The sequence below is a fragment of the Streptomyces sp. NPDC029296 genome (genome assembly GCF_055569255.1).
The window spans coordinates 12520-34388 of record NZ_JBVHXT010000059.1 but is presented as its reverse complement, the minus strand read 5'-3'; the positions used below and the strand labels follow the sequence as shown (position 1 = coordinate 34388).

General features: G+C 72.5%; 15 protein-coding genes. 5 read left to right on the top strand and 10 right to left on the bottom strand.

The annotated features are described in order from the left end of the window. Positions 1-64: 64 nt before the first annotated feature. Together ACZ4W9_RS36510 and ACZ4W9_RS36505 are read left to right on the top strand one after the other, a co-directional pair. A complete protein-coding gene (locus ACZ4W9_RS36510; RefSeq protein ID WP_467943153.1) occupies positions 65-1744 on the top strand; it encodes an ATP-binding protein in 1680 nt (559 codons plus the stop codon). Further along, a complete protein-coding gene (locus tag ACZ4W9_RS36505; RefSeq protein ID WP_467943149.1) occupies positions 1741-2427 on the top strand; it encodes a DUF7342 family protein in 687 nt (228 codons plus the stop codon). The genes ACZ4W9_RS36510 and ACZ4W9_RS36505 overlap by 4 nt, the downstream gene beginning before the upstream one ends. Positions 2428-2572: 145 nt before the next feature. Here ACZ4W9_RS36505 and ACZ4W9_RS36500 read toward each other — a convergent pair whose 3' ends face one another. The 4 genes from ACZ4W9_RS36500 to ACZ4W9_RS36485 all read right to left on the bottom strand — a co-directional run bounded on the left by ACZ4W9_RS36500 (position 2573) and on the right by ACZ4W9_RS36485 (position 7712). After that, complete coding sequence (locus ACZ4W9_RS36500) at positions 2573-3262, bottom strand: response regulator transcription factor (RefSeq protein WP_467943147.1); 690 nt, start codon at positions 3260-3262, stop codon at positions 2573-2575. After that, complete coding sequence (locus tag ACZ4W9_RS36495) at positions 3259-4410, bottom strand: sensor histidine kinase (protein ID WP_467943145.1); 1152 nt, start codon at positions 4408-4410, stop codon at positions 3259-3261. Before ACZ4W9_RS36495 ends, ACZ4W9_RS36500 begins: the two co-directional genes overlap by 4 nt. Continuing rightward, positions 4407-4928, bottom strand: coding sequence for a DUF1453 domain-containing protein (locus ACZ4W9_RS36490; RefSeq protein WP_467943141.1), 522 nt, complete (start codon positions 4926-4928; stop codon positions 4407-4409). The genes ACZ4W9_RS36495 and ACZ4W9_RS36490 overlap by 4 nt, the downstream gene beginning before the upstream one ends. Positions 4929-5588: 660 nt before the next feature. Beyond that, positions 5589-7712: a DNA gyrase/topoisomerase IV subunit B gene (locus ACZ4W9_RS36485; RefSeq protein ID WP_467943137.1), complete on the bottom strand. Its 2124-nt coding sequence runs from the start codon at positions 7710-7712 to the stop codon at positions 5589-5591. 439 nt (positions 7713-8151) lie between these two features. Between ACZ4W9_RS36485 and ACZ4W9_RS36480 the strand changes: the two genes are divergently transcribed. Further along, positions 8152-8382: a DUF7455 domain-containing protein gene (locus tag ACZ4W9_RS36480; protein WP_467943132.1), complete on the top strand. Its 231-nt coding sequence runs from the start codon at positions 8152-8154 to the stop codon at positions 8380-8382. A gap of 99 nt (positions 8383-8481) precedes the next feature. Here the strand turns inward: ACZ4W9_RS36480 and ACZ4W9_RS36475 are convergent, their stop codons facing one another. The 6 genes from ACZ4W9_RS36475 to ACZ4W9_RS36450 form a co-directional block, all read right to left on the bottom strand. Then, entirely contained in the window at positions 8482-9342 is an 861-nt protein-coding gene (locus ACZ4W9_RS36475; protein WP_467943128.1) for a S1 family peptidase, read from the bottom strand. A 122-nt stretch (positions 9343-9464) separates the two neighbouring features. Continuing rightward, positions 9465-11015, bottom strand: a complete 1551-nt coding sequence (locus ACZ4W9_RS36470; RefSeq protein ID WP_467943124.1) for an RNA polymerase sigma factor — start codon at positions 11013-11015, stop codon at positions 9465-9467. A gap of 435 nt (positions 11016-11450) precedes the next feature. Next, positions 11451-12338: a FadR/GntR family transcriptional regulator gene (locus tag ACZ4W9_RS36465; protein WP_467943121.1), complete on the bottom strand. Its 888-nt coding sequence runs from the start codon at positions 12336-12338 to the stop codon at positions 11451-11453. A 162-nt stretch (positions 12339-12500) separates the two neighbouring features. Continuing rightward, positions 12501-15014, bottom strand: a complete 2514-nt coding sequence (locus ACZ4W9_RS36460) for an ABC transporter ATP-binding protein (RefSeq protein WP_467943118.1) — start codon at positions 15012-15014, stop codon at positions 12501-12503. 266 nt (positions 15015-15280) lie between these two features. Beyond that, positions 15281-16039, bottom strand: coding sequence for an NUDIX hydrolase (locus ACZ4W9_RS36455; protein ID WP_467943115.1), 759 nt, complete (start codon positions 16037-16039; stop codon positions 15281-15283). A 588-nt stretch (positions 16040-16627) separates the two neighbouring features. Next, positions 16628-18211 carry a DUF4192 domain-containing protein gene (locus ACZ4W9_RS36450; protein WP_467943110.1) on the bottom strand — a complete coding sequence of 528 codons (1584 nt, stop codon included), beginning with the start codon at positions 18209-18211 and terminating at the stop codon, positions 16628-16630. A gap of 142 nt (positions 18212-18353) precedes the next feature. Between ACZ4W9_RS36450 and ACZ4W9_RS36445 the strand changes: the two genes are divergently transcribed. Further along, positions 18354-20519 carry a RecQ family ATP-dependent DNA helicase gene (locus ACZ4W9_RS36445; protein WP_467943108.1) on the top strand — a complete coding sequence of 722 codons (2166 nt, stop codon included), beginning with the start codon at positions 18354-18356 and terminating at the stop codon, positions 20517-20519. Positions 20520-20813: 294 nt separating this feature from the next. Then, positions 20814-21434 (top strand): hypothetical protein, encoded by a 621-nt coding sequence (locus ACZ4W9_RS36440; RefSeq protein ID WP_467943104.1) that lies wholly within the window; start codon positions 20814-20816, stop codon positions 21432-21434. The last annotated feature ends 435 nt before the right edge of the window (positions 21435-21869 follow it).

Here is a 21869-nt window from a genome sequence, read left to right as displayed (position 1 = left end):
GGATCAAGAGATCCATGCCACTCCCGCTGGGGGCTCCCCTGCCGTCCCACGTACCGTCATGGGTATGCGCTCCACTGTCCCCGCACGCCGTCTGCGCCTCGGTCTGCCCCGACGGATGTTCTCGCAGGTGCTGCTGATGCAGGTGGCGATCGCCGCGGGGGTCGCGGTGCTCGCGACCGGGCTCTTCCTGGCGCCGCTGAGCGCACAGCTGGACGAGGAGGCGATGCGCCGTGCCCTGGCCATCGCCGAGACCACCGCGCAGGACCCGCAGATCGCCGAGGGCGTCCGTACCACCGCGCCGGACAGGAACGGCCCGGTGCAGCGGGAGGCCGAGCGGATCCGGCGGGCCACACACGCCGAGTACATCGTGGTGCTGGGCCGGGACTGGGTGCGCTGGTCGCATCCCACACCTTCGGAGGTCGGCCGGCGTGTCTCCACCGACCCCTCCGACGCCCTGGCCGGCGAGGAGGTCATGGAGATCGACAAGGGCACCCTGGGCCGCTCCGCGCGCGGCAAGGTGCCGCTGTACGACGCCCGCCACCGCGTCGTCGGCGCGGTCTCGGTCGGCATCGCCTACGACAGCGTGCGGGCGCGGCTGATCAGCGCGATCCCGGGATTGTTCGCGTACGCCGGCGGGGCGCTCGCGGTGGGCGCGCTGGCCGCCTGGCTGATCTCCCGGCGGGTCCAGCGGCAGACCCGGGACCTGGCCTTCTCCGACATATCGGCCCTGCTCGCCGAGCGCGAGGCGATGCTGCACGGCATCCGGGAGGCGGTGGTGGCGCTGGACCGCGGCGGGCGCATCCGCCTGCTCAACGACGAGGCACGGCGGCTGCTGGGGATCGGCGACGAGGCACTCGGGCGGACCCCGGACGAGGCACTCGGCGCGGGCCGTACGACGGATGTGCTGGCGGGCCGGGTGACCGGCACCGACCTGCTCACCGTGCGCGGCCAGCGCGTCCTGGTCGCCAACCGCGTGCCCACCGGTGACGGCGGTGCCGTCGCCACCCTGCGCGACCGCACCGAGCTGGAACAGCTGGGCCGCGAACTGGACTCCACGCGCGGGCTGATCGACGCGCTGCGCGCCCAGGACCACGAGCACGCCAACCGCATGCACACCCTGCTGGGACTGCTGGAGCTGGAGATGTACGACGACGCCGCGGAGTTCGTCGGCGAGGTGGTCGGCGACCACCGGGCCACCGCCGAGCAGGTCGCGGAGCGGATCCAGGACCCGCTGCTGGCCGCGCTGCTGGTGGGCAAGACGACCGTGGCGGCCGAGCGCGGGGTCACCCTGTGGGTGTCGGAGCACACCCGGCTCCCGGACCGGCTGGTCGATCCGCGCGGGCTGGTCACGGTGGTGGGCAACCTCGTGGACAACGCCCTCGACGCGGTCGCGGGCGCCCCGCACGCGCGCGTGGAGGCCGAGTTGCGCGCGGAGGGCCGTACGGTCGTCCTGAGCGTGCGCGACACGGGGCCCGGGGTGCCGGAGGACCGACGGGAGCTGATCTTCACGGAGGGCTGGTCCACCAAGGAACCGCCCGCGCACGGCAAGCGGGGCATCGGGCTGTCCCTCGTCCGGCGGCTCGCCGAACGACAGGGCGGCAGCGCGACCGTGGGCCCGGCGGCCGGCGGGGGCGCCGAGTTCACCGTGGTGCTGCCGGAGGCACTGACCGAGCCGGAACCGGGGCCCGCGGGCCCCGGGGCATCCGTCGGGGCCGTCGCCGTCACCGAGGAGGAGACGCGATGATCGAGGTCCTGGTCGTGGACGACGACACCCGCGTGGCCCGTGTCAACGCCGCCTACGTGGAGAAGGTGCCCGGTTTCCACGTGGCCGGCGAGGCGCACAGCGCGGCCGAGGCGCTGCGCCGGGTGGAGAGCCTGCCGCGGCTCGATCTGGTGCTGATGGACCACTACCTGCCCGACGGCACCGGTCTCGCGGTCGTCGGGGAGATGCGCCGGCGCGGCCACCAGACCGACGTGATCATGGTGACGGCGGCCCGGGACGTGTCGACCGTGCAGGCGGCCATGCGGCAGGGCGCGTTGCAGTACCTGGTGAAACCGTTCGCCTTCGCGGGTCTGCGCGCCAAGCTGGAGGCGTACGCCGAACTGCGACGCACACTGGACGGCGGCGGCGAGGCGGAGCAGGCGCAGGTGGACCGTATCTTCGGCGCGCTGTCCGCCCCGTCGGAGCCCGAGCTGCCCAAGGGGCACTCCCCCACGACCGCCGAGCTGGTGCGCCAGGCACTGATGAGCGCCGAGCGCCCGCTGTCCGCCCAGGAGATCGCCGAGCGGACGGGGGTGAGCCGGCAGACCGCCCAGCGGTACCTGAAACTGCTGGAGCGCACCGGCCGGGCGCGACTGACCCTCAAATACGGCGACGCGGGCCGACCGGAACACCGCTACGTGTGGGCGACCCAGGCCTGGACGTGATGCGCGTAACGATCACTGGACCGCTTTGACGAACCCGGTCGTGCGGACGTCCGCCGTATGGACGGTCATCGATCACCGGCCGTCCCTCCCTCGGCGAACCGATTCCCGAGTCTCCCTCCTCCTTCTCCTCCCCCCATCGGATGAGTCACCGAGCGGGAGGCTTCGCCAGCCCCTTGCTATAGGCGTACCGCACGGCCTGCGCCCGGTCCTTGAGGCCCGCCTTGGCGAAGAGGTTGTTGATGTGGGTCTTCACGGTCGCGGTCGACACATGCAACCTGCGGGCGATCTCCTGATTGCCGAGCCCTTCGGCGATCAGCACCAGGACCTCGGTCTCCCGTGTGGTGAGCCCGTCGGGCGGCTGACCGAGGGGCGGTGCGGGTTCGGGCTCCGGTCGCGACAACCGCTCCAGCAGCCGTCTCTGGACGCTCGGCGACAGCCCCGCGTCCCCCGACAGCACACTGTGCACGGCGCGCACGATCTCGTCACCGCCCGCGTCCTTGGTCAGGTATCCCCGGGCGCCGGCCCGCAGCGCCGGAAACAGTGACTCGTCGTCCGAGAAGGTGGTGAGCACCACGACCTGGGTTCCGGGGTACTCCGCGCGGATCCGCCGGGTGGCCTCCACACCGTCGCAGCGCGGCATCCTGAGGTCCATCAGGACGACGTCCGGCGCGAGTTCGCCGACCAGCCTGACCGCCTCCTCGCCGTCGCCCGCCGCCCCCACGACCTCCACACCGGGCAGCAGTCCGAGCAGCATCACGATGCCCTCGCGGACCACGGTCTGGTCGTCGGCCACGACCACTCGCGCGATCTTGTTCGGCCCGTCCTTCTCCGTCATACGGGCACCTTCAGTGTCACCACGAATCCTTCTTCGTCCGGCCCCGCGTCCAGCGAACCGCCCAGCAGTTCGGCGCGCTCGCGCATGCCCAGCAGACCGTACCCGCCTCCGGCTCCGTTGAGTTCGCCCGGCCGTCCGCCCGAGTCCCGCACGTTCAGCGTGACTTCGTGCTCGTCGTAGTCGAGCCGCACATCCACTCTGGCGCCATGGGCGTGCTTGCGGACGTTCGTCAGCGCCTCCTGCGCCACCCGCCGCACGGCCTGGGACGCCTCGGCCGGCAGAGGTCTGCGCTCACCCGTGACGGTGACCTCTGCGCCGTCGGCCGTGCTGACGAGTTCGGTCAGGAAGTCCTCCAGCGGGGTCAGCTCGCCCCGCAGCGCGGACAGCGCCTGCCGGGTCTCGGCGAGCCCGTCGCGGGCCATCCCGCGGGCGGCCACCACCCGTTCCAGGATCCGGTCCCGGTCCGCCCCGTTCTCGATCAGCAGCCGGGCCGCCTCCAGGTGCACGAGCTGCGCCGAGAGGCTGTGGGCCAGCACGTCGTGGATCTCCCGTGCGATGCGGGCCCGCTCGGCGAGCGCGGCCGACTCGGCCTCGGCCGCCCGGGCGGCGCGCTCCTGGGTGAGCAGCCGCTGCGCATTGCCGCGGGCTTCCGCGTCCAGCCGCAGGACGTACCCGGCGAGGGCCAGGCCGGCCACGGTGGCGGCCGTGGTCAGCCAGACGTCGTTGGTGAACGCGGAGTAGGAGGCCAGCGCCACCGACGCGACGGGCACCGCGGCGCCGAGCGGCAGCCGTTCCAGCGCGCTGACTCCGCAGCCGCACCAGATCACGAGGGCCGGCCCCCCGAATCCCGTCGCCTCGGCGGCGGCCGCGATGCCGAGGAGCACGCCCATGAGCGCGAGGGACGGCAGCAGACGGTGCTCATAGGTCGTCCGGAAGAAGGCCCAGGAGACGAGAGCGGCGAGGGCGACTCCCGCCGCTGCCGCGAACGCTCCCCAGACGCCGACGTGGCGCTGGCTGAAAGCGGCCCACAGCAGTATCGACAGCACGAGCAGGCGGACGGTCCAGGCGAGCAGGCGCCGGGGCCGGCCGAGGCCCAATGGGCCGAGCGCTTCACGCGACGGCCAGCGTGTCCAGGCGTTCTCCGTCACACGCGCTCCTTCCGGGCCGACGGGTTGTCGCCACCGTATGCCGGGGCGAGGCGGCTCGTGGGGCCGAAGGACTGAGCCCGCCACGCCAGCATCCCGCCGCGGACCAGCAGTGTGCCGGCGAGGCCGAGCATCAGCGCGGAGCTGTCCTGGTGCAGGCCGAGTGCGGTGCCGAAGGCGAAGGCGCCGGCTCGCAGGGCTATTCCCACGATCCATACGGCGATGCTCGCCGTGGTGCCCTGGGTCAAGACGGTGCCGTCCGGCGCCGTCCAGAGCCGGGTGGTCCGGCCCCAGCCGATGCCGGTGGCCAGGCCGATGACCAGTTCGACCGCGAGCAGGGCGGCGGATTCCACGCCGTGGTGGGCGTCGAGTATGCCGGGTTCGCGCAGCGCGACGACGGTGAGGACCAGCGGCAGCAGCCACCAGCGCCGGTCCGTGTCGATCGCGCGGGCGCGGGACTGCCGCACGATCACCACGGCGACGACGGCCACGATCGCCAGCGCGTTGACGAGCCCGGGCATCAGAGCCTCCGTGAGCGAGAAGGTGGCGCCGGAGCGAGCGCCCCCGACGCCTTCCAAGTTACGGAGAATCGCAGGTCAGCGGATCGGAGCAGGGGTGGATCACGGGTGGAACCTCGACACGGCCCGCCTCCACCCACGGGTGGAGAAACAGTTCGGGGGCGGAGGGGTGAGGAGCCGCTCGGGGAGATACCAGAGTCTGTCCGCCGGGCAGGTCCGCTGTGCCACGGGGTATCCCGCCGACCCGACGGTTCTCTTCGGATCCTCGGATCAGGCCCTTTCATCCCTGCCGATGGCAGACGGCCGGGAGGCGTGGAGCGACGACCGGTGCCGGGTCGCTCGTGAACCGGCGGCCGATGGCAGGCGCGCCGGTACCGCCACGCAATGACGTGTGGCCCACGTCGGCGGCTGGGGCCGACACCGACTGTGGGAGCGGAGCAGTCGGACTGTGGGAGCGGAGCAGTCGGCCGAGCCGGGCCGTACCGGGGGGCGCGGGTGACCATCTGCCCGGTGCGGCGGGGGCGAGCGACGGGCACACCCCCTCGCGGGCGCCTGACCTCGAGCCGATGTCCCTGCCGGGCGGCCACTCCGCCCGGCAGGGCCCCGCCGGCCCCGGCCGCCCGGCACGCTCCCGTCCCGTCGGCCGAGGTCCAGCGGCAGCCGCTACGCGTCGATGCGGGACCGGTCCAGCGTCGCCGCCGAGCTGGAGATGAACTCCTTGCGGGGAGCCACGTCATTGCCCATCAGCAGGTCGAAGACCTGTTCGGCGGCCTCCAGGTCGGAGAGGTTGATGCGGCGCAGGGTGCGGTGGCGCGGGTCCATCGTGGTCTCGGCCAGCTGGTCGGCGTCCATCTCGCCGAGGCCCTTGTAGCGCTGGATCGAGTCCTTGTACCGGATGCCCTTGCTCTGGAACTCCATGAGCTTGTCGCGCAGCTCGCGGTCGGAGTACGTGTAGACGTACTTCTCCTGGCCCTTCTTCGGCTGGACCAGCTCGATACGGTGCAGCGGCGGCACGGCGGCGAAGACCCGGCCCGCCTCGACCATGGGCCGCATGTAGCGCTGGAACAGCGTCAGCAGCAGGCAGCGGATGTGCGAGCCGTCCACGTCGGCGTCGGTCATCATGATGATCTTGCCGTACCGGGCCTGGTCGATGTCGAAGGTGCGGCCCGAGCCGGCTCCTATGACCTGGATGATCGCCCCGCACTCGGCGTTCTTGAGCATGTCGGTCACCGACGACCGCTGCACGTTCAGGATCTTGCCGCGGATCGGCAGCAGGGCCTGGAACTCGGAGTTCCGCGCCAGCTTGGCCGTACCGAGCGCGGAGTCGCCCTCGACGATGAACAGCTCGCTGCGGTCGACGTCGTCGCTGCGGCAATCGGCGAGCTTGGCCGGCAGGGACGAGGACTCCAGGGCGGTCTTGCGGCGCTGGGCGTCCTTGTGCTGACGGGCCGCGACCCGGGTCCGGGCGGCGGCGACCACCTTTTCCATGACCACCCGGGCCTGGGCGGCGGCGTCGCGCTTGGTGGCCGTCAGGAACGCCTTGAGCTCGTTGCCGACCACGTTGTTCACGATGCGGCGGGCCGCCGAGGTCCCGAGAACCTCCTTGGTCTGCCCCTCGAACTGCGGCTCGGCCAGGCGGACCGTGACGACGGCGGTCAGGCCCTCCAGGGCGTCGTCCTTGACGACGTTGTCCTCTGCCACGCGCAGCAGCTTCTTGGCGCGCAGCACGTCGTTCATGGTCTGCGTGAGTGCCTGTTCGAAACCGGCGACGTGGGTGCCGCCCTTCGGGGTGGCGATGATGTTGACGAACGACCTGACCGTCGTGTCGTAGCCGGTCCCCCAGCGCAGCGCGATGTCGACACCCAGCTCGCGGGTGACCTCGGTCGGGGTCATCTGACCGTGTTCGTCCAGGACCGGGACGGTCTCCTTGAAGGTGCCCTTGCCCGAGAAGCGGAGGACGTCGCAGATCGCCCTGTCGTTCGCCAGGTACTCGCAGAACTCGCTGATGCCGCCGTCGAAGCGGAAGGACTCCTCGCCCTTGCTTCCGCCCTCGCCGAGGCCGAACTCGTCGCGGACGACGATGGTCAGGCCGGGCACCAGGAACGCGGTCTGCCGGGCGCGCTGGTGCAGGTTCTCCAGGGAGAGCTTGGCGTCCTTGAGGAAGATCTGCCGGTCGGCCCAGTAACGCACACGCGTGCCGGTGCGCGTCTTGGGGATCTTCTTGGTCTTGCGCAGACCGCTCTTGGCCTCGAACTTCGCCTCGGCGCCGTCGGCGGCGAAGGCCCCGGGCACGCCCCGCCGGAAGCTGATCGCGTGCGTGTGGCCGCCGCGGTCCACTTCGACGTCGAGACGGGCGGAGAGCGCGTTGACCACGGAGGCGCCGACGCCGTGCAGGCCGCCGGAGGCCGCGTACGAGCCGCCGCCGAACTTGCCGCCGGCGTGCAGCTTGGTCATGACGACCTCGACGCCGGACAGGCCGGTCCGCGGCTCCACGTCCACGGGGATGCCGCGGCCGTTGTCCCGCACCTCCACCGAGCCGTCGTCGTGAAGGATCACCTCGATGCGGTCGCAGACGCCCGCTAGGGCCTCATCCACCGAGTTGTCGATGATCTCCCACAGGCAGTGCATGAGACCGCGGCTGTCGGTCGAGCCGATGTACATACCGGGGCGCTTGCGCACGGCCTCGAGGCCCTCGAGGACGAGCAGGTGCCGCGCGGTGTAGTTGGAACCGTCGCGGTCTGCTCCTGCCAGCAGCGCTGTGGACGGCACGGACGTCTCGGCGGTCACGCGGTTCGCTCCTCGCTGAATTTCAGATGGCCCCCTTCTGGGTAAGGGGGCGGCTTCGGTCGCCGCTCAGAGGGTACCGAGCCCTGGTAGAGCCGGTGTAACGCCACCCTCGTCGGCCCTTCACACTAGTCCAGCCTCGCATGTCTGTTCGATCCCTCGATGGAGTGAAGCACATATCACGTTCCCTTTGGGGCATGAACCATTTAGGCTCCGGGCACGTCCTCATGAACAACCGGCAACCCAGCCGGGAGGACGAGACAGCAAGAGCGCGAACCCGTACGCACACAAGACACGCAATACGGCACATTCGCCGCCAACCGGCAGCAGACAGCCGTCCCCGGAAAAAATTTTTCGCGGAAAGGCCACGAGCGGGAACGTTTTCGGGCTGGTTGGATGTTGACCCTGGTACGACAGCTCGTCGAGCTAGAGAAGAGGCGACGTGACTACTGTTCTGACCCCCGCGAGCCCGCTGACGGCCGCCGATCGCTGCGACCGCTGCGGCGCCCAGGCATACCTGCGCGTCGTCCTGCTCAGCGGCGGAGAACTGCTCTTCTGCGCCCACCACGGTCGCAAGTTCGAGCCGGAACTCAAGAAGATCGCCGCTGAGATACAGGACGAGACCGAGCGACTGACGTCCGTTCCGGGTACCGTCACCGAAGAAGAGCGCTGAATCTCGCACACACGACGAGCCAGCCCCGGCACAGGCCGGTGATCGGGCGGCCGCTCCCCACCAGGAGTGGCCGCCCGTGCTCATACCCCGCCCACGCGCTCAGGAGCGACCGTGGGGCCGTTTCCCGGCCCGCGCGGCCGGCTCCACGGCCCGCACGACCTCGGAGACGCGCGTGTAGACACCGGGGTGTTCCGGCTGCCCGCAGCCGCTCCCCCACGACACCAGGCCGATCAGCCTCCCCTCGGCCACGAGAGGGCCACCGCTGTCGCCCTGGCAGCCGTCGGGCCCTCCCGCGACCTCGCCGGCGCACAGCATCGTGGTGGCCTGATAGGCGCCCTCGGGGCCGCCCGGGTAGGCCTTGGCGCACACGTCGTCGGGGAGTACGCGCACGCGTGCGGCACGCAGCCGCCGCGCATAGGCTCCCTCGCCGGTCGTGTCGCCCCATCCGGACACCAGTGCCTCCGTACCGGGCCGGTAGGCAGCGTCCCCCGCGCGGGCCATGGCGATGACCGCGCTTTTCGGCAGGGACCTGGCCAGCACGGCGACCGCGAAGTCCCCGGAGTTGGTCGTGCGGTCGAACCGCGGATTGAGCCGGATCTCCCGTACGGCGACCTCCTCGCCCTTCGATGACAGCAGGTCGGTGCGGCCGGCGATGACCTTCAGGTCGCGCACCCGGTTCGGCGGCACCCCGAGGGCTTCTTCGCTCAGACAGTGGGCCGCCGTGAGCACCGTGGTCCGTCCGATGGCCACGGCGCCGCAGAACTGCCCGGCCCGGGTTCCGCCGAACAGGTCACGGCTGGCCAGGGCGACCGTCCACGGGACCTGGGAGACATCGATCGGGAAGCCCCCGACGACCACGCTGCCGACGGCCGGGTGAGCCGGGCCCACCAGGGGTATGGCGGCCATGGCGGCTGCCAGTGCCAGCGGCCGGATCAGTGCCCGGGCAGGGGAACGGCGCATGCGGGCTCCTCACTCGCAGGTCTTCCTGGGGCACCCAGAGTGATCCACCGCGCCGCATCGCGCAGCACGAAGGCCCGCCTCCCGCGACGGGAGCCGGGCCTTCGGCGTCGTACGGCCGCGACCTAGTCGAGGTAGTCGCGCAGCACCTGGGAGCGCGACGGGTGGCGCAGCTTCGACATGGTCTTGGACTCGATCTGGCGGATGCGCTCACGCGTCACGCCGTAGACCTTGCCGATCTCGTCGAGGGTCTTCGGCTGGCCGTCGGTGAGACCGAAGCGCATGGAGACGACGCCTGCCTCACGCTCGGACAGGGTGTCCAGCACGGAGTGCAACTGCTCCTGCAGGAGTGTGAAGCTGACCGCGTCGGCGGGCACGACGGCCTCGGAGTCCTCGATGAGGTCACCGAACTCGCTGTCGCCGTCCTCGCCCAGCGGGGTGTGCAGGGAGATGGGCTCACGACCGTACTTCTGGACCTCGATGACCTTTTCCGGGGTCATGTCGAGTTCCTTGGCCAGCTCCTCCGGGGTGGGCTCGCGGCCCAGGTCCTGGAGCATCTGGCGCTGCACACGCGCGAGCTTGTTGATGACCTCGACCATGTGCACCGGGATACGGATGGTGCGGGCCTGGTCGGCCATGGCACGGGTGATCGCCTGGCGGATCCACCAGGTGGCGTACGTGGAGAACTTGTAGCCCTTGGTGTAGTCGAACTTCTCGACCGCGCGGATCAGACCGAGGTTGCCCTCCTGGATGAGGTCCAGGAAGAGCATGCCGCGGCCGGTGTAGCGCTTGGCCAGGGAGACCACCAGACGGAGGTTGGCCTCCAGGAGGTGGTTCTTGGCGCGGCGGCCGTCCTCGGCGATGATCTCCAGCTCGCGCTTGAGCTTCGGGGCGAGCTTGTCGGAGTTGGCGAGCTTGTCCTCGGCGAAGAGACCGGCCTCGATGCGCTTGGCCAGCTCGACCTCCTGCTCGGCGTTGAGCAGGGGGACCTTGCCAATCTGCTTCAGGTAGTCCTTGACCGGGTCGGCGGTGGCGCCGGCCGCGGCGACCTGCTGCGCGGGCGCGTCGTCCTCGTCCTCGTCGGACAGGACGAAGCCGGCGCTCTCGGTGCCCTCCGGCTCGTCGGCGACCTTGGTGTCCTCGAGAACCTCGTCCTCGAGAAGCTCGACGTCGTCCTTCTTGGCGGTGGTCTTCTTGGCGGCCGTCTTCTTCGCGACGGTCTTCTTGGCGGTCGCCTTCTTGGCGGCCGTCGTCTTCTTCGCGGCAGCCTTCCTGGTGGCGGCTTCCTCGGCGGACTCGGCGGAATCGGCCGCAGGCGCGGCGGTGGGCGCCGCGGGGGCGGACGTGGTGGCGGTGGCCTTCCGGGTGGTCACCGTCTTCGCCGCGACCGTCCTGGTGGCGGTGCGCTTGGCCGGGCTCTTCGCTGCGACGCTCTTGCGGGTGCGCTTGGGCTCTGCGGCACTGACCATCAGCGTCACACCCTCTTCCTCAAGAATCTGGTTGAGGCTGCGCAATACGTTCTTCCACTGAGTGGCCGGAATCTGGTCAGCTTCGAAGGCCCGACGCACATCGTCGCCGGCGATCTGCCCCTCAGCCTTTCCCCGCTCAATGAGCGCCATGACAGAGACGGACTCGGCGATCTCCGGCGGGAGCGTACGGGATGTGCTGGCCGACACGAACAACCTCTCGGAACGTTGGAAAACGGCTTCCGGCACCGTCCACTGCGGACAGGAGCCGACCACCGGCCTGGGGATGGGCCGACGGCGCGGGCGGGGGCCGGGGAGATGCACAGCGCCATGCATGGCGTCCGTATTCCCTCCGCGGCTGTCACCTCTTAGGTCATCGCGCTGTCCCCGCGAGCGTTACGCCCATTCTGCGTGGCCCGAGTCACACCCCGTAAGTGGCCAAAAGCGGTCAGATACGCGCATGCGAGATCATCGGTGGTCTTCGTCCCGACCGCCCCCTCAGGCCGGGGGCCTGTCGCACCGCCGGACGCCGCCGGACTCCAGAGGGTCCGGCGAGGTCCGGCGGCGGCCGGTACCCGGGCCCGGCGCCGCCGCGAGCACCACCAGGACGCCGCACACTGGCGACCGCACCACGTCCCTCGCGGGTCAGTGCTCGCGCGGGGCGGGCACCACGCGCTCCACCTCGGGGTGGACCGTGAGCAGCTGGCGCATGGCCGTCTCCGCCGCCGTGCCGTCGCCGGTGCCGAGGGCGTCGACGATCCGCGCGTGCTGGGCGAGCGACGCCTCGCTGGGGCGGTCACATGCGGTGACCGGGCCGCCGGAGACGTGGAGCGCCGCCGAGACGATGCCGGAGAGGTGCTCCAGCATGCGGTTGCCCGCGATCTGGATCAGCATCGCGTGGAACTCGGTGTCCGCGCGCGCGTAGGTGAGCGCGTCGCCCTGCGCCATGGCGTGGCTCATGATCTCGACCATGTCGCACAGGCGCTGCTGCACCTCCTCACGCCCGTGGCCGGCGGCGAGGCGGGCGGCCAGCGGCTCGATCGTCCAGCGCAGCTCGCTGAGCTCCCGGCGCTGGTCGTCGCGCTGCGGCCCGAAGGCCCGCCACTCGATGATGTCCGGGTCGAGGAGGTTCCAGTCGCTGACGGGACGCACGCGCGTGCCGACGTTCGGGCGGGCGCTGACCAGGCCCTTGGCCTCGAGGACGCGGAGGGACTCGCGGACGACGGTGCGGGAGACCTCGAAGCGCTGGCCGATCTCCTCCGGCACCAGCGGGCGGTCCGCGCCCAGGTCGCCGGAGACGATCATCTGTCCCAGCTGCTGGACGAGCTGGCCGTGCAGCCCGCGTCCGCGGCTGGCCGCGGCCCGTCGGCCGACACGGCCCAGTTCGGGTTCCCCGGTGTCCCAGGCGGACGCGCCGACGCGGTCGGCCGCCGGGCCTTCGGCGTAGGGGTAGCGGTCGAGTTCGCCCGGGCCGACCAGACCTGAGTCTGCGGAGCGGGCGGCGGTCATCATGGTGTGCGCAAGGGTACTCACGGATCCTTTGTCGGCGTCGCTTCCAACTCCCTTGAGGTCTTTGGTGAAAAGCACACGAAAGGGTGATCGCTCACCCCGTCGCAATTGACGCCTTATCGGAAAGAAATGGGCTTTCTGCGGGGAGTTGTGGGCAGAGCAGGGCCGGAAGTGCGCGAAGCACGGTCAGCGAAGCCGGGTCCGCAGCGCCGTGAGCAGATACGCGCAGAGGAGCCCCACGAGCGACAACGCCAGTGCGCCGCCGAAGGGTTGGGCGAGAATCCGCGCGGCGGCGAGCAGGTACCGGTCCCCTCCGAAGGGCCACTGCAGCAGGAAGAGCTCCCGCATCCGCACGGGAAAGTCCGCCGCCAGGCGCACGGCCGGGCCCTGAAGCGCCTTGTGGACGAGGGGTACGAGGAGGACGGGCACGGCCAGCACGGCGGCCAGCCCGGCCGTGGTGGACCGGAACACGCCGGCCGCCAGCACACCCGCCCAGGCGCAGCCCACGATCAGCCCGAACCAACTCGCGGTCAGCGGGAGCCAGTCCGGGGGAACCTCCGTCAGCTCCCGCCCGTAGACGAGGTAGAGCACTTCGGCATCGCAGCCCAGGGTGAGGAAGGCGAGCAGCCACGCGGTGGCTCCGGTGACGAGCAGTTTCGCGGTGAGCAGCCCCAGTCGGCGGGGGACGGTGCCGCGGTCCGCCGCCAGGGCGGGGTGACGGAACTCGTCTCCGAAGGCCAGCGCGCCGAGCAGCCCCGCTCCCAGCGCCGCGGGGGGCAGCGGCAGCCCGCGCGGCCAGGCCGCGAACAGGCGTGCCTGCGGGGTGTGGCCGATCCGGGCCAGGAGTACGGCGGTGAGCGCGGACACGGCGAGTACGGCGCCGCAGGTGAGGAAGCCGGTGCCGATGCCGGCGGCGCGCCGGATCTCGTAACGGAGCGGGCGGAGGGGGCTCGGGGCGGGGCGGACGGAGATGGGGGGCGGGAGGGGGGAGGAGATGAAGGGCGCGCGGTCGCCGTCGGGGCGGCCCGCCTGGCCGGCCCGCGCCTGCCGGGCGCCGGGGTTCCTCGCCCCCGGCAGGCGGAGACGGGCGCCGAGGATGGCCGTCGCGGGGGTGGACGTCGCGGGGGTGGACGTGCCGTCGGTCCGCGGTCTGGAGGGGGACGCGTCCGCGCCACGCACGGTCTCCTGAGTGGTGGTCACGTCGGCGGGCCGGCCGCCGTCGCGGCTGTTTTTTCCGCCGCTCGCGGACTCGGTGCGACGGTGCCATGGTCGTGCGGTTCGTCCCGGCGCCTCGGCGGACGTGCCGTTCGCACCGGGCGCGGTGCCGGGGTGCGCCGGACCGTTGGCCGGGGCCGTGCCGCGGGGCGCCGGGCCGTCGGCCGGCAAGGCGGTGCCGGCCGGGCCCGCATCGCGGGGCGGAGCGCTGGAGACGGCCGCGGAGTGGTCCCATTCGGTGTGCCGTGCGGCGGCCCCGGAATGCCCGTTGTCGGCGCCCCGCGCCCACTGCGGGGCCGAACGACCGGGGTCCGTCTGACCTTCGGCCATCGGGGACAGGCCGGCCATCGCCCGCTTCGTCTCCGGTGCAGGCGGTTCCGACCGGGTGTGTTCCCGCCGCCCGGCCGGGTGGCGGAATGCCGTCGTGTTCCCCGGCGAGGGGTCCTGGACTCGGATGTGCGGCCCGGCCGCGGGGCGCTCGGAAGCCGTTGAGAGCGGGCCGTCCGGATCCTGCTCCGGGCACGGCCGCCGGTCGTGAGACGCCGAGTCCGATCCGGCCGGCCGGGATTCGGCGGGGTCTCCGCCCTCACCTCTGTCCGCACCGGCCCCGGGGCCCATGTCGCCTACCTCGTCGGCCAGTTGATGGACGAGAATGCCGTGACGGAAGGCGATCTCGCCGATGTCGGCGGTCGTGCTGCCGTACACCGACAGGCGGTTGCCGCCCTCGCGTACGACTTCGACGGAGCGGCGGGCGGTGCGGGCGTCCTTGGCGAGCAGGGCCGCGAGGCGTGCCGCGTGAGGACTGCGGACGGCCACTCGCCGACGGAGCCTGGTGCGGGCGAAAGCCCTTGCCTCCTGGTCGGCGACGAGCCTGCCGCCGTCGAGCGTGACGACCCGGTCGGCGGTCCGCGCGGCCTCCTTGGGCACGGCCGTGGTGAACAGCACCGTGCCGCCCTGGTCGGCGTGGGCCCGCAACATGCCGTGCAGCCACAGGGCCTCCCGGGCGGGGAGGCCGTCGGCGGGCTCGTCCAGGACGAGCGTGTGCGGGTCGGGCAGCAGGGCACAGGCGAGACCGAGTCTGCGGTCCATGCCGCGCGACAACGTGTCGAGGCGTTCCTCGCGGAAGCTGACGAGGCCGACCACTTCGAGTACCTCGTCGGCACGTCGTGCGGGAACTCCCGTCGCCGCGCACAGCATCCGCAGATGACCGCGGACCGAGCGTGCCGGGTGACCGGGCACATCGCCGAGGAGTACGCCGACTTCCCGCGACGGGTGGGCGATCCGGTGCAGGGGCCGGCCTCTGAAGTAGGTGATACCGCGCCCCTGTTGGAGCTCAAGCATCAGTTTGAGCGTCGTGGACTTGCCCGCGCCGGCGCGTCCGAGGAGCGCGGTGACTTGCCCGGCACGCGCTTCGAAGGAGACGTCATCGACGGCGGGCGGATGCGCCTTGCGGGGATTGCTGGTCAGTCCGAAGGCCTGGATCACCTGCAGCAAGATAGCGCGACATGTCTGGTTTTTCGGGTATAAGGCGGTTTACAGGGAGATTCCGCGCAACCCGACCCCTGCTTTGTCCGCCGTTCGAAGGAGCCCACGGTCGACACGAACGCCCGGCGGCTGACAGCTGACGGCTGACGGCTGACGGCTGACGGCTGACGGCTGACGGCTGACGGCTGACGGCTGACGGCTGACGGCTGACGGCTGACGGCTGACGGCTGACGGCCCAGGGGATCACCGTGCCGCCTTCCCGTGTGTCAGACCTCGGGGCGCAGCATCGGCGGGTTGAGCAGCGTGGCGCCGCCGGCCCGGAAGAGCTGGGCCGGCCGGCCGCCCTGGCGCGTGGTCGTCCCTCCGGTGGGGACGAGGAAGCCGGGGGTTCCGGTCACCTTGCGATGGAAGTTGCGCGGATCGAGGGCCACGCCCCACACCGCCTCGTACACTCGGCGCAGCTCGCCGACGGTGAACTCGGGCGGGCAGAAAGCGGTGGCCAGCGACGAGTACTCGATCTTGGAGCGGGCGCGCTCCACCCCGTCCGCGAGGATCCGGGCGTGATCGAAGGCGAGGGGTGCCACGGGCTCGCCGTCGCGGCCGTAGCCGCCTTGTTCGAGCAGTTCCTCGACCGGGGCCCAGCGGGCGTTGCTGGCGTCGCCGCCGGCCCGCGGGGCGGGCAGGTCGGGTGCGAGCGCGAGATGCGCCACGCTGACGACGCGCATGCGCGGATCCCGCTCGGGGTCCCCGTAGGTGGCGAGCTGCTCCAGGTGGGCCCCGTTGTCCTGCGCCGGGGCCGCGGGGTCGTGAGCGCAGAGCCCGGTCTCCTCGGCCAGTTCGCGCGCCGCCGCCTGGGACAGATCCTCGTCGGCCCGCACGAAGCCTCCGGGCAGTGCCCAGCGCCCCTGGAAGGGAGGCTCCCCCCTGCGTACCGCCAGCGCGCACAGGGCATGGCGGCGCACGGTCAGCACGACCAGGTCCACGGTGACGGCGAAGGGCGGAAACGCTGACGGGTCGTAGGGCATGCCGCGATCATAGTCGTCTTCCTGACGATAAGCACTCCCTCCAGTGGCCGCACCGGTGCCGTGCCGCTTCCTTTCGATGCGGCGCGCAGGTGCCGGGCCGCCCTTCGTCGGCCGGTGGTCTTGCGCGCGGGCGTCTTCCTCCCGTGCGAGGTCACGCGCCTGGTTGCGAAGGGGGTGCCGATGGCACCCGACCCGCCGAGGCCGAGTTGTCGCCTCTGCTCGGCGACGCGCACGGGACGTGGGGTGATCACGAGGCCGCGGGGTGTGAGACGGACGCGGAGCCGGTGATGCGCTGTCCGCCGGCGAACGTCTCGGGCAGCCGTACCTGAAGTCCTCCGCCGCTTCCAGCGGGTCCTTCCGGCAGGCCGGGGGCTTCCGGCCCGGCGGCCGATGGGTCGCCCCCCCCTTCGCGCCGAGCCCGCACGCCCCCAGCCCGCGTTCGTGGCCGGGACGCCGATCACCTGGTCGAGGCGTTCGGCACGGACCCTGCCGAGGGGCTCAGGGCGAGCCGGTGGACGGAGCGGGCCGGTGTCGAGGAGGTGGACGGCGATGGTGGTCAGGCAGGGCACGGCGCGCACCGGCCGGCGGTCATGCGTCGCCCTCGGGCCGTGGACGTACGCCGTTCGAGGGGGCACCGCCGGTCGCGGTGTCGTCGGGACGGGTGGCGCGCGTGCGCGGGGTGCTCGCTCCCCGGCTGCCGGGCCGGGTGGGTCCGGCCGGGGCCGACCGGGGGCGGGAGTCGGCCGGCCTGCGCCGGTCGGCCTTGGTCCGGGCTGCGTGGCGGTCGTCGTCGCGGGCCGTGCTCCGCGACCGGCGCCTGCGCTGCCCGCCCGGCCGGGGACCGGAGCCGTGGCCGTCCGCCGGGGTCCCGGGTGCCGGAGCCGGGTCCTGAGCGGGCTCGGCGGGCGCCTGCTGGGATTCCGGTGCCTCGACGGGCTCGGCGAGTGCCTGCCGCGGTGCCGGGTCCGTCCGCCCGGCCTGCTCCGGTGGGTCCGACGGCTTCTGGGCGCGCAGGCAGCGGCGGACCGCTTCGGGGTCGAGTCCTTCGTTGCACGCCTGGTGCAGCAGGCGTGCGAAGAGGTAGTCGGGGTCCGCGCCCAGCGCCATGGCCAGTGCCTCGCGCGCCTCCAGTTCGTCGCCCGTGGACCAGGCGACCCAGCCCGCGAGGGTCAGTGGTGCGGCGGCGTGCTCGCTGTAGGGGCCGACGCAGCGGCGGGCCAGGGCGCGCCAGAGCCGCAGTGCGGGGCCTGCCACATCCCCTTCCATCCAGGCGGCGGCCCTGTCGCGGGTCGTGCGGTCCTGGAGGCCGAGGATCAGGGCCGCCGCCTCCTCGGCGTCGAGGAGGCCGTCGTCACGGACGTCCGCCGGGTGGGTGCCGGAGACCGGCTTCGTCGCGGCCAGGCGGTGGATGACCCGCTCGGCGAGGAGGAGGGTCTCCTCCGCCACGGCCCGGCGGGTCGTCTCGTCCAGGATGCGCGGCACCAGGCTCATGCCCGCCGCGTCGAGGGCGATCTCCTGGTCCAGCGCCGCGGCGGACTCCCAGGGCTGCAGCCGGGCGCGCAGTTCCTTCAGCGTGCCGCGCACCTGGAGGCCGGCGTAGGTGGCCGCCGCGGCGAGCACGGAGGTGCCGGGCAGGCCCATCGGCGAGCCTTCCTCGGGGCAGCAGCCGGTGACCGGGCAGCAGTACGACCAGAAGCGTCCGTCCGACACGCACAGGGCCTCGACGACCGGCACGTCGAGGCTGCCGCACTCCGTGCGCATCAGCTGAGCGAGCCTCGTCAGCCGTTGTTTGACCTCCCGGCCGGACTCTCCGGGGCCCGGTTCCTGGCAGACGTAGGCCACCATGCCCTCGGGCCGGGCGCCGCGCCGCTCGCTGCCGGTCACCAGCCCGCGGGCCAACTGCCGGGCGGCGGCCTCCCAGTCCTCCTCGTTCGCGGGGATGCCGAGCCGGGCCCGGCCGCCGAACCTCCCGCGGCCTCCCCGGTCGTGCAGGGCGACGAGCACCATGCTGTCCTCGGGGCGGTAGCCGAGCAGGTAGGGCAGGGCGTCGGCCAGTTCGGCGGGGGTGCGCAGGGTGACCTGGGCGGTGTGGTCGACGGGTCCGGCCGACGGGACGTGTGCGGAGATGTCGTCGTTTCCGAAGGGTCCGGCGGTTTCGCTGTGATTCGTCATGCGCCGACGATCTCGCGGATCCTCGGATTCCGCTTGACCCTGTGGATAACTCGGATCAGGGACACGACAACGCTGTCCTGGTTGTCCACAGTCACGCACCGGGGCCGCCCGGATGTCGGTCCCGTCCTGTTGTATGGAACGCATGGAACACACGAGCAACGCGGATCTCCGGGCAGAGGCCGATGCCGTCCTCGCCCGGCTCGTCGGGGATGCCACGGGCGCCGCCCGGCTGCGCGAGGACCAGTGGCGGGCGATCGAGGCGCTGGTCGCCGACCGGCGCCGGGCCCTGGTCGTCCAGCGCACGGGCTGGGGCAAGTCCGCGGTGTACTTCGTCGCGACCTCGCTGCTGCGGGCCAGAGGCAGCGGCCCCACGGTGATCGTCTCGCCGTTGCTCGCGCTCATGCGCAACCAGGTGGACGCGGCGGGCCGGGCCGGTATCCACGCCCGGACGATCAACTCGGCCAACACCGAGGAGTGGGACGCCGTCCAGGCGGAGATCGCGGCGGGCGGGGTCGACGTGCTGCTCGTCTCGCCGGAGCGGCTGAACAACCCCGACTTCCGCGACCACGTGCTGCCCAAGCTGTCCGCCGCCACCGGTCTGCTGGTCGTGGACGAGGCCCACTGCATCTCCGACTGGGGCCACGACTTCCGCCCCGACTACCGCCGGCTGCGCACCATGCTCGGCGAGCTGCCCTCCGGCGTGCCCGTGCTGGCGACCACCGCCACTGCCAACGCCCGGGTGACCGCGGATGTCGCCGAGCAGCTCGGCACGGGCGGCGCGTCCGACGCGCTGGTGCTGCGCGGGCCGCTGGACCGGGAGAGCCTGAGCCTCAACGTGCTGCGGCTGCCGGACGCCGCGCACCGGATGGCCTGGCTCGCCGACCACCTCGACGACCTGCCGGGGTCCGGCATCGTCTACACGCTCACCGTCGCCGCCGCCGAGGAGGTCACCGCCTTCCTCCGGCAGCGCGGGCACACCGTCGCCTCGTACACGGGCAAGACGGAGAACGCCGAGCGGCAGCAGGCGGAGGACGATCTGCTCGCCAACCGCGTCAAGGCCCTGGTGGCCACCTCCGCGCTCGGCATGGGTTTCGACAAGCCGGACCTCGGTTTCGTCGTCCATCTCGGCTCGCCCTCCTCCCCCATCGCCTACTATCAGCAGGTCGGCAGGGCCGGGCGCGGCGTCGCCCACGCCGAGGTGCTGCTGCTGCCGGGCAAGGAGGACGAGGCCATCTGGGAGTACTTCGCCTCGCTGGCCTTCCCCTCCGAGGACTTGGTCCGGCGCACTCTCGACGTCCTCTCGCGGGCGGACGGGCCCCTGTCGCTGCCCGCCCTGGAACCGCTGGTCGAGCTGCGACGTTCCCGCCTGGAGACGATGCTGAAGGTCCTCGACGTGGACGGCGCGGTGCGGCGGGTCAAGGGCGGCTGGACGGCCACCGGCCGGCCGTGGTCGTACGACGCCGAGCGCTATGCGTGGGTGGCCCGGCAGCGCGCGGCCGAGCAGCAGGCGATGCGCGAGTACGCCACGACCACCGAGTGCCGAATGGAGTTCCTCCAGCGCCAGTTGGACGACGAGGGCGCCAAGCCGTGTGGCCGCTGTGACAACTGCGCGGGGCCGCGCTTCACCCCCGGCCTGTCCCCGGCGGCCCTGGACGCGGCGCGGAGCGACCTCGGCCGGGCCGGGGTGGAGGTGGAGCCCCGGCGGATGTGGCCGACCGGGCTCCCGGCCATCGGCATCGCCCTCAAGGGGCGCATCCCCGCGGGCGAACAGGCCCTGCCCGGGCGGGCCCTCGGGCGTCTGTCCGACATCGGCTGGGGCAACCGGCTGCGTCCGCTGCTCGCGCCGCAGACGCCGGACGCGCCGGTGCCGGACGACGTGGCGCGAGCCGTGGTCGACGTGCTGGCCGACTGGGCGCGCGGTCCCGGCGGCTGGGCCTCTGGCGCGTCCGGCGCCCCGGCCCGGCCGATGGGCGTGGTCACCATGGCCTCGCGCAGCCGGTCCCGGCTGATCCACTCCCTGGGCACGCACATCTCCGAGGTCGGTAGGCTGCCCCTGCTCGGCTCGGTGGAGTACGCGGGGGACGCGCCCCGCATGCCTCGCAGCAACAGCGCACAGCGGCTGAAGGCCCTCGACGGGGCGTTGACGGTGCCGCCCGCCCTGGCGGCGGCGCTCGCCGCGGGCGAGGGTCCGGTGCTGCTGGTCGACGACTTCATGGAGACGGGCTGGACCCTGGCGGTCGCGGCCCGTCTGCTCCGCAGGTCCGGAGCGCGCGGCGTGCTGCCACTGGTCCTCGCCGTCCAGGGGTGAGCGCCGGATCACCGCTGATCCGGGCCGCCGCGTGGCCGCTCACAGCGGCCCGCCGGACCGGAGGCGGGCGGCACAGGCGTCGACGGTCCGACCTTTGGGTAGGGATATAAGCCACGCAGTACCAGATACCCCTCGGCGGCACCAATTGCTCGTTGCCGCAACCCAGTTCGACAGGAAGAATTGAAGTCCGCCACCCGCACGACTCACCCGTGATCCGGTTGGGCTCCGCTGCGGTGCGCGCTCCCCCGAATCCGACCTCGCCCGCAGCACGGGCGCGTAGCCGAAGGGAGGAACGTGACCTTCGGATTCGCATCGTCCTCGGCGGCCTCGTTGTCGACGCCCGCGTCCGCCGCTTCCGCCAGCCGTCTGCTCGAACCGGCGGAGTGGGCCGCCGCCGGAATCCCTCTGCTGCGCAACCCCCGTGAGGTCGTCAGCGGCCTGCACACCCGCCACCATCCGAAGCCGCTGACGGCGGTCGTGGCCGTGCTCGACCCGGACGAGCGGCTGCGGGCGAGCGCCTCGTTCACGCGCCGCGCGGCCCCGGCCGACGGCTGGATGTTCCGGAACGCGCTGCTGGCCCAGCTGCGCAGGGTGATTCCGCACGACCTGCGTCGCCGCACTCCCGTGCGCACGGCCGTCCTGCTCTACTGCCGTGAGGGCGACGCGCGTTGGACCGAGGAGGACGGTGCCTGGATGTGGGGGCTGCGCGACGCCTGCACCCTGCACGGGCTGCGCTGCGGCGCGTACATCACGCTGACCCACGGCGGCTGGCAGGTGCTCGGCGAGGGACGCGGCGGGCGCCGGCCCAACGCGCACTCGGCGCCGGAACCGTTCTCCGCGTCGCAGTCCCCGCCGCTCGCGCCGCGTACCGGCGGTCCGGTCTCCGACGTACTGCGCCGGGCGGCGGCCCGCTGACCGGCGCGGTGCGGGCGGTACGACGACGCGTGCCTCCCACCGGATGCCTGCGCGGCCCGTCCGGCCGGTGACGACCGGACCGCACAGCGTGCGCGGGAAGTCGCACCAAGGGGCGCCGACGGGTACGCCTGCCCCGGCCCCGGGACTCGCGGATCCTGGTGCCTGCCGGGAGGGCGCTCCGGTCTGCCATGGCCACCGGTCGTCCGCCGGCATCCGCCGCGGAGACACCCGGCGACCGTTGCCGGTCGCACCGGCGGGGCGCGCGTCCGGTCCGGCAGGCACCGCCATGACGGCCCGGATCACTCCCCCGGCCCGGACGCTGCCGGCGCCTCCCGGGCCGCCCCGGGAGGGCAGCTCCTACCGCCACGGCCCGTTGTCCGGGCACGCCGAAAGCCGCGCCGTGCGGATCCCGCCGGAGCGGCTCCTTCGGCACCT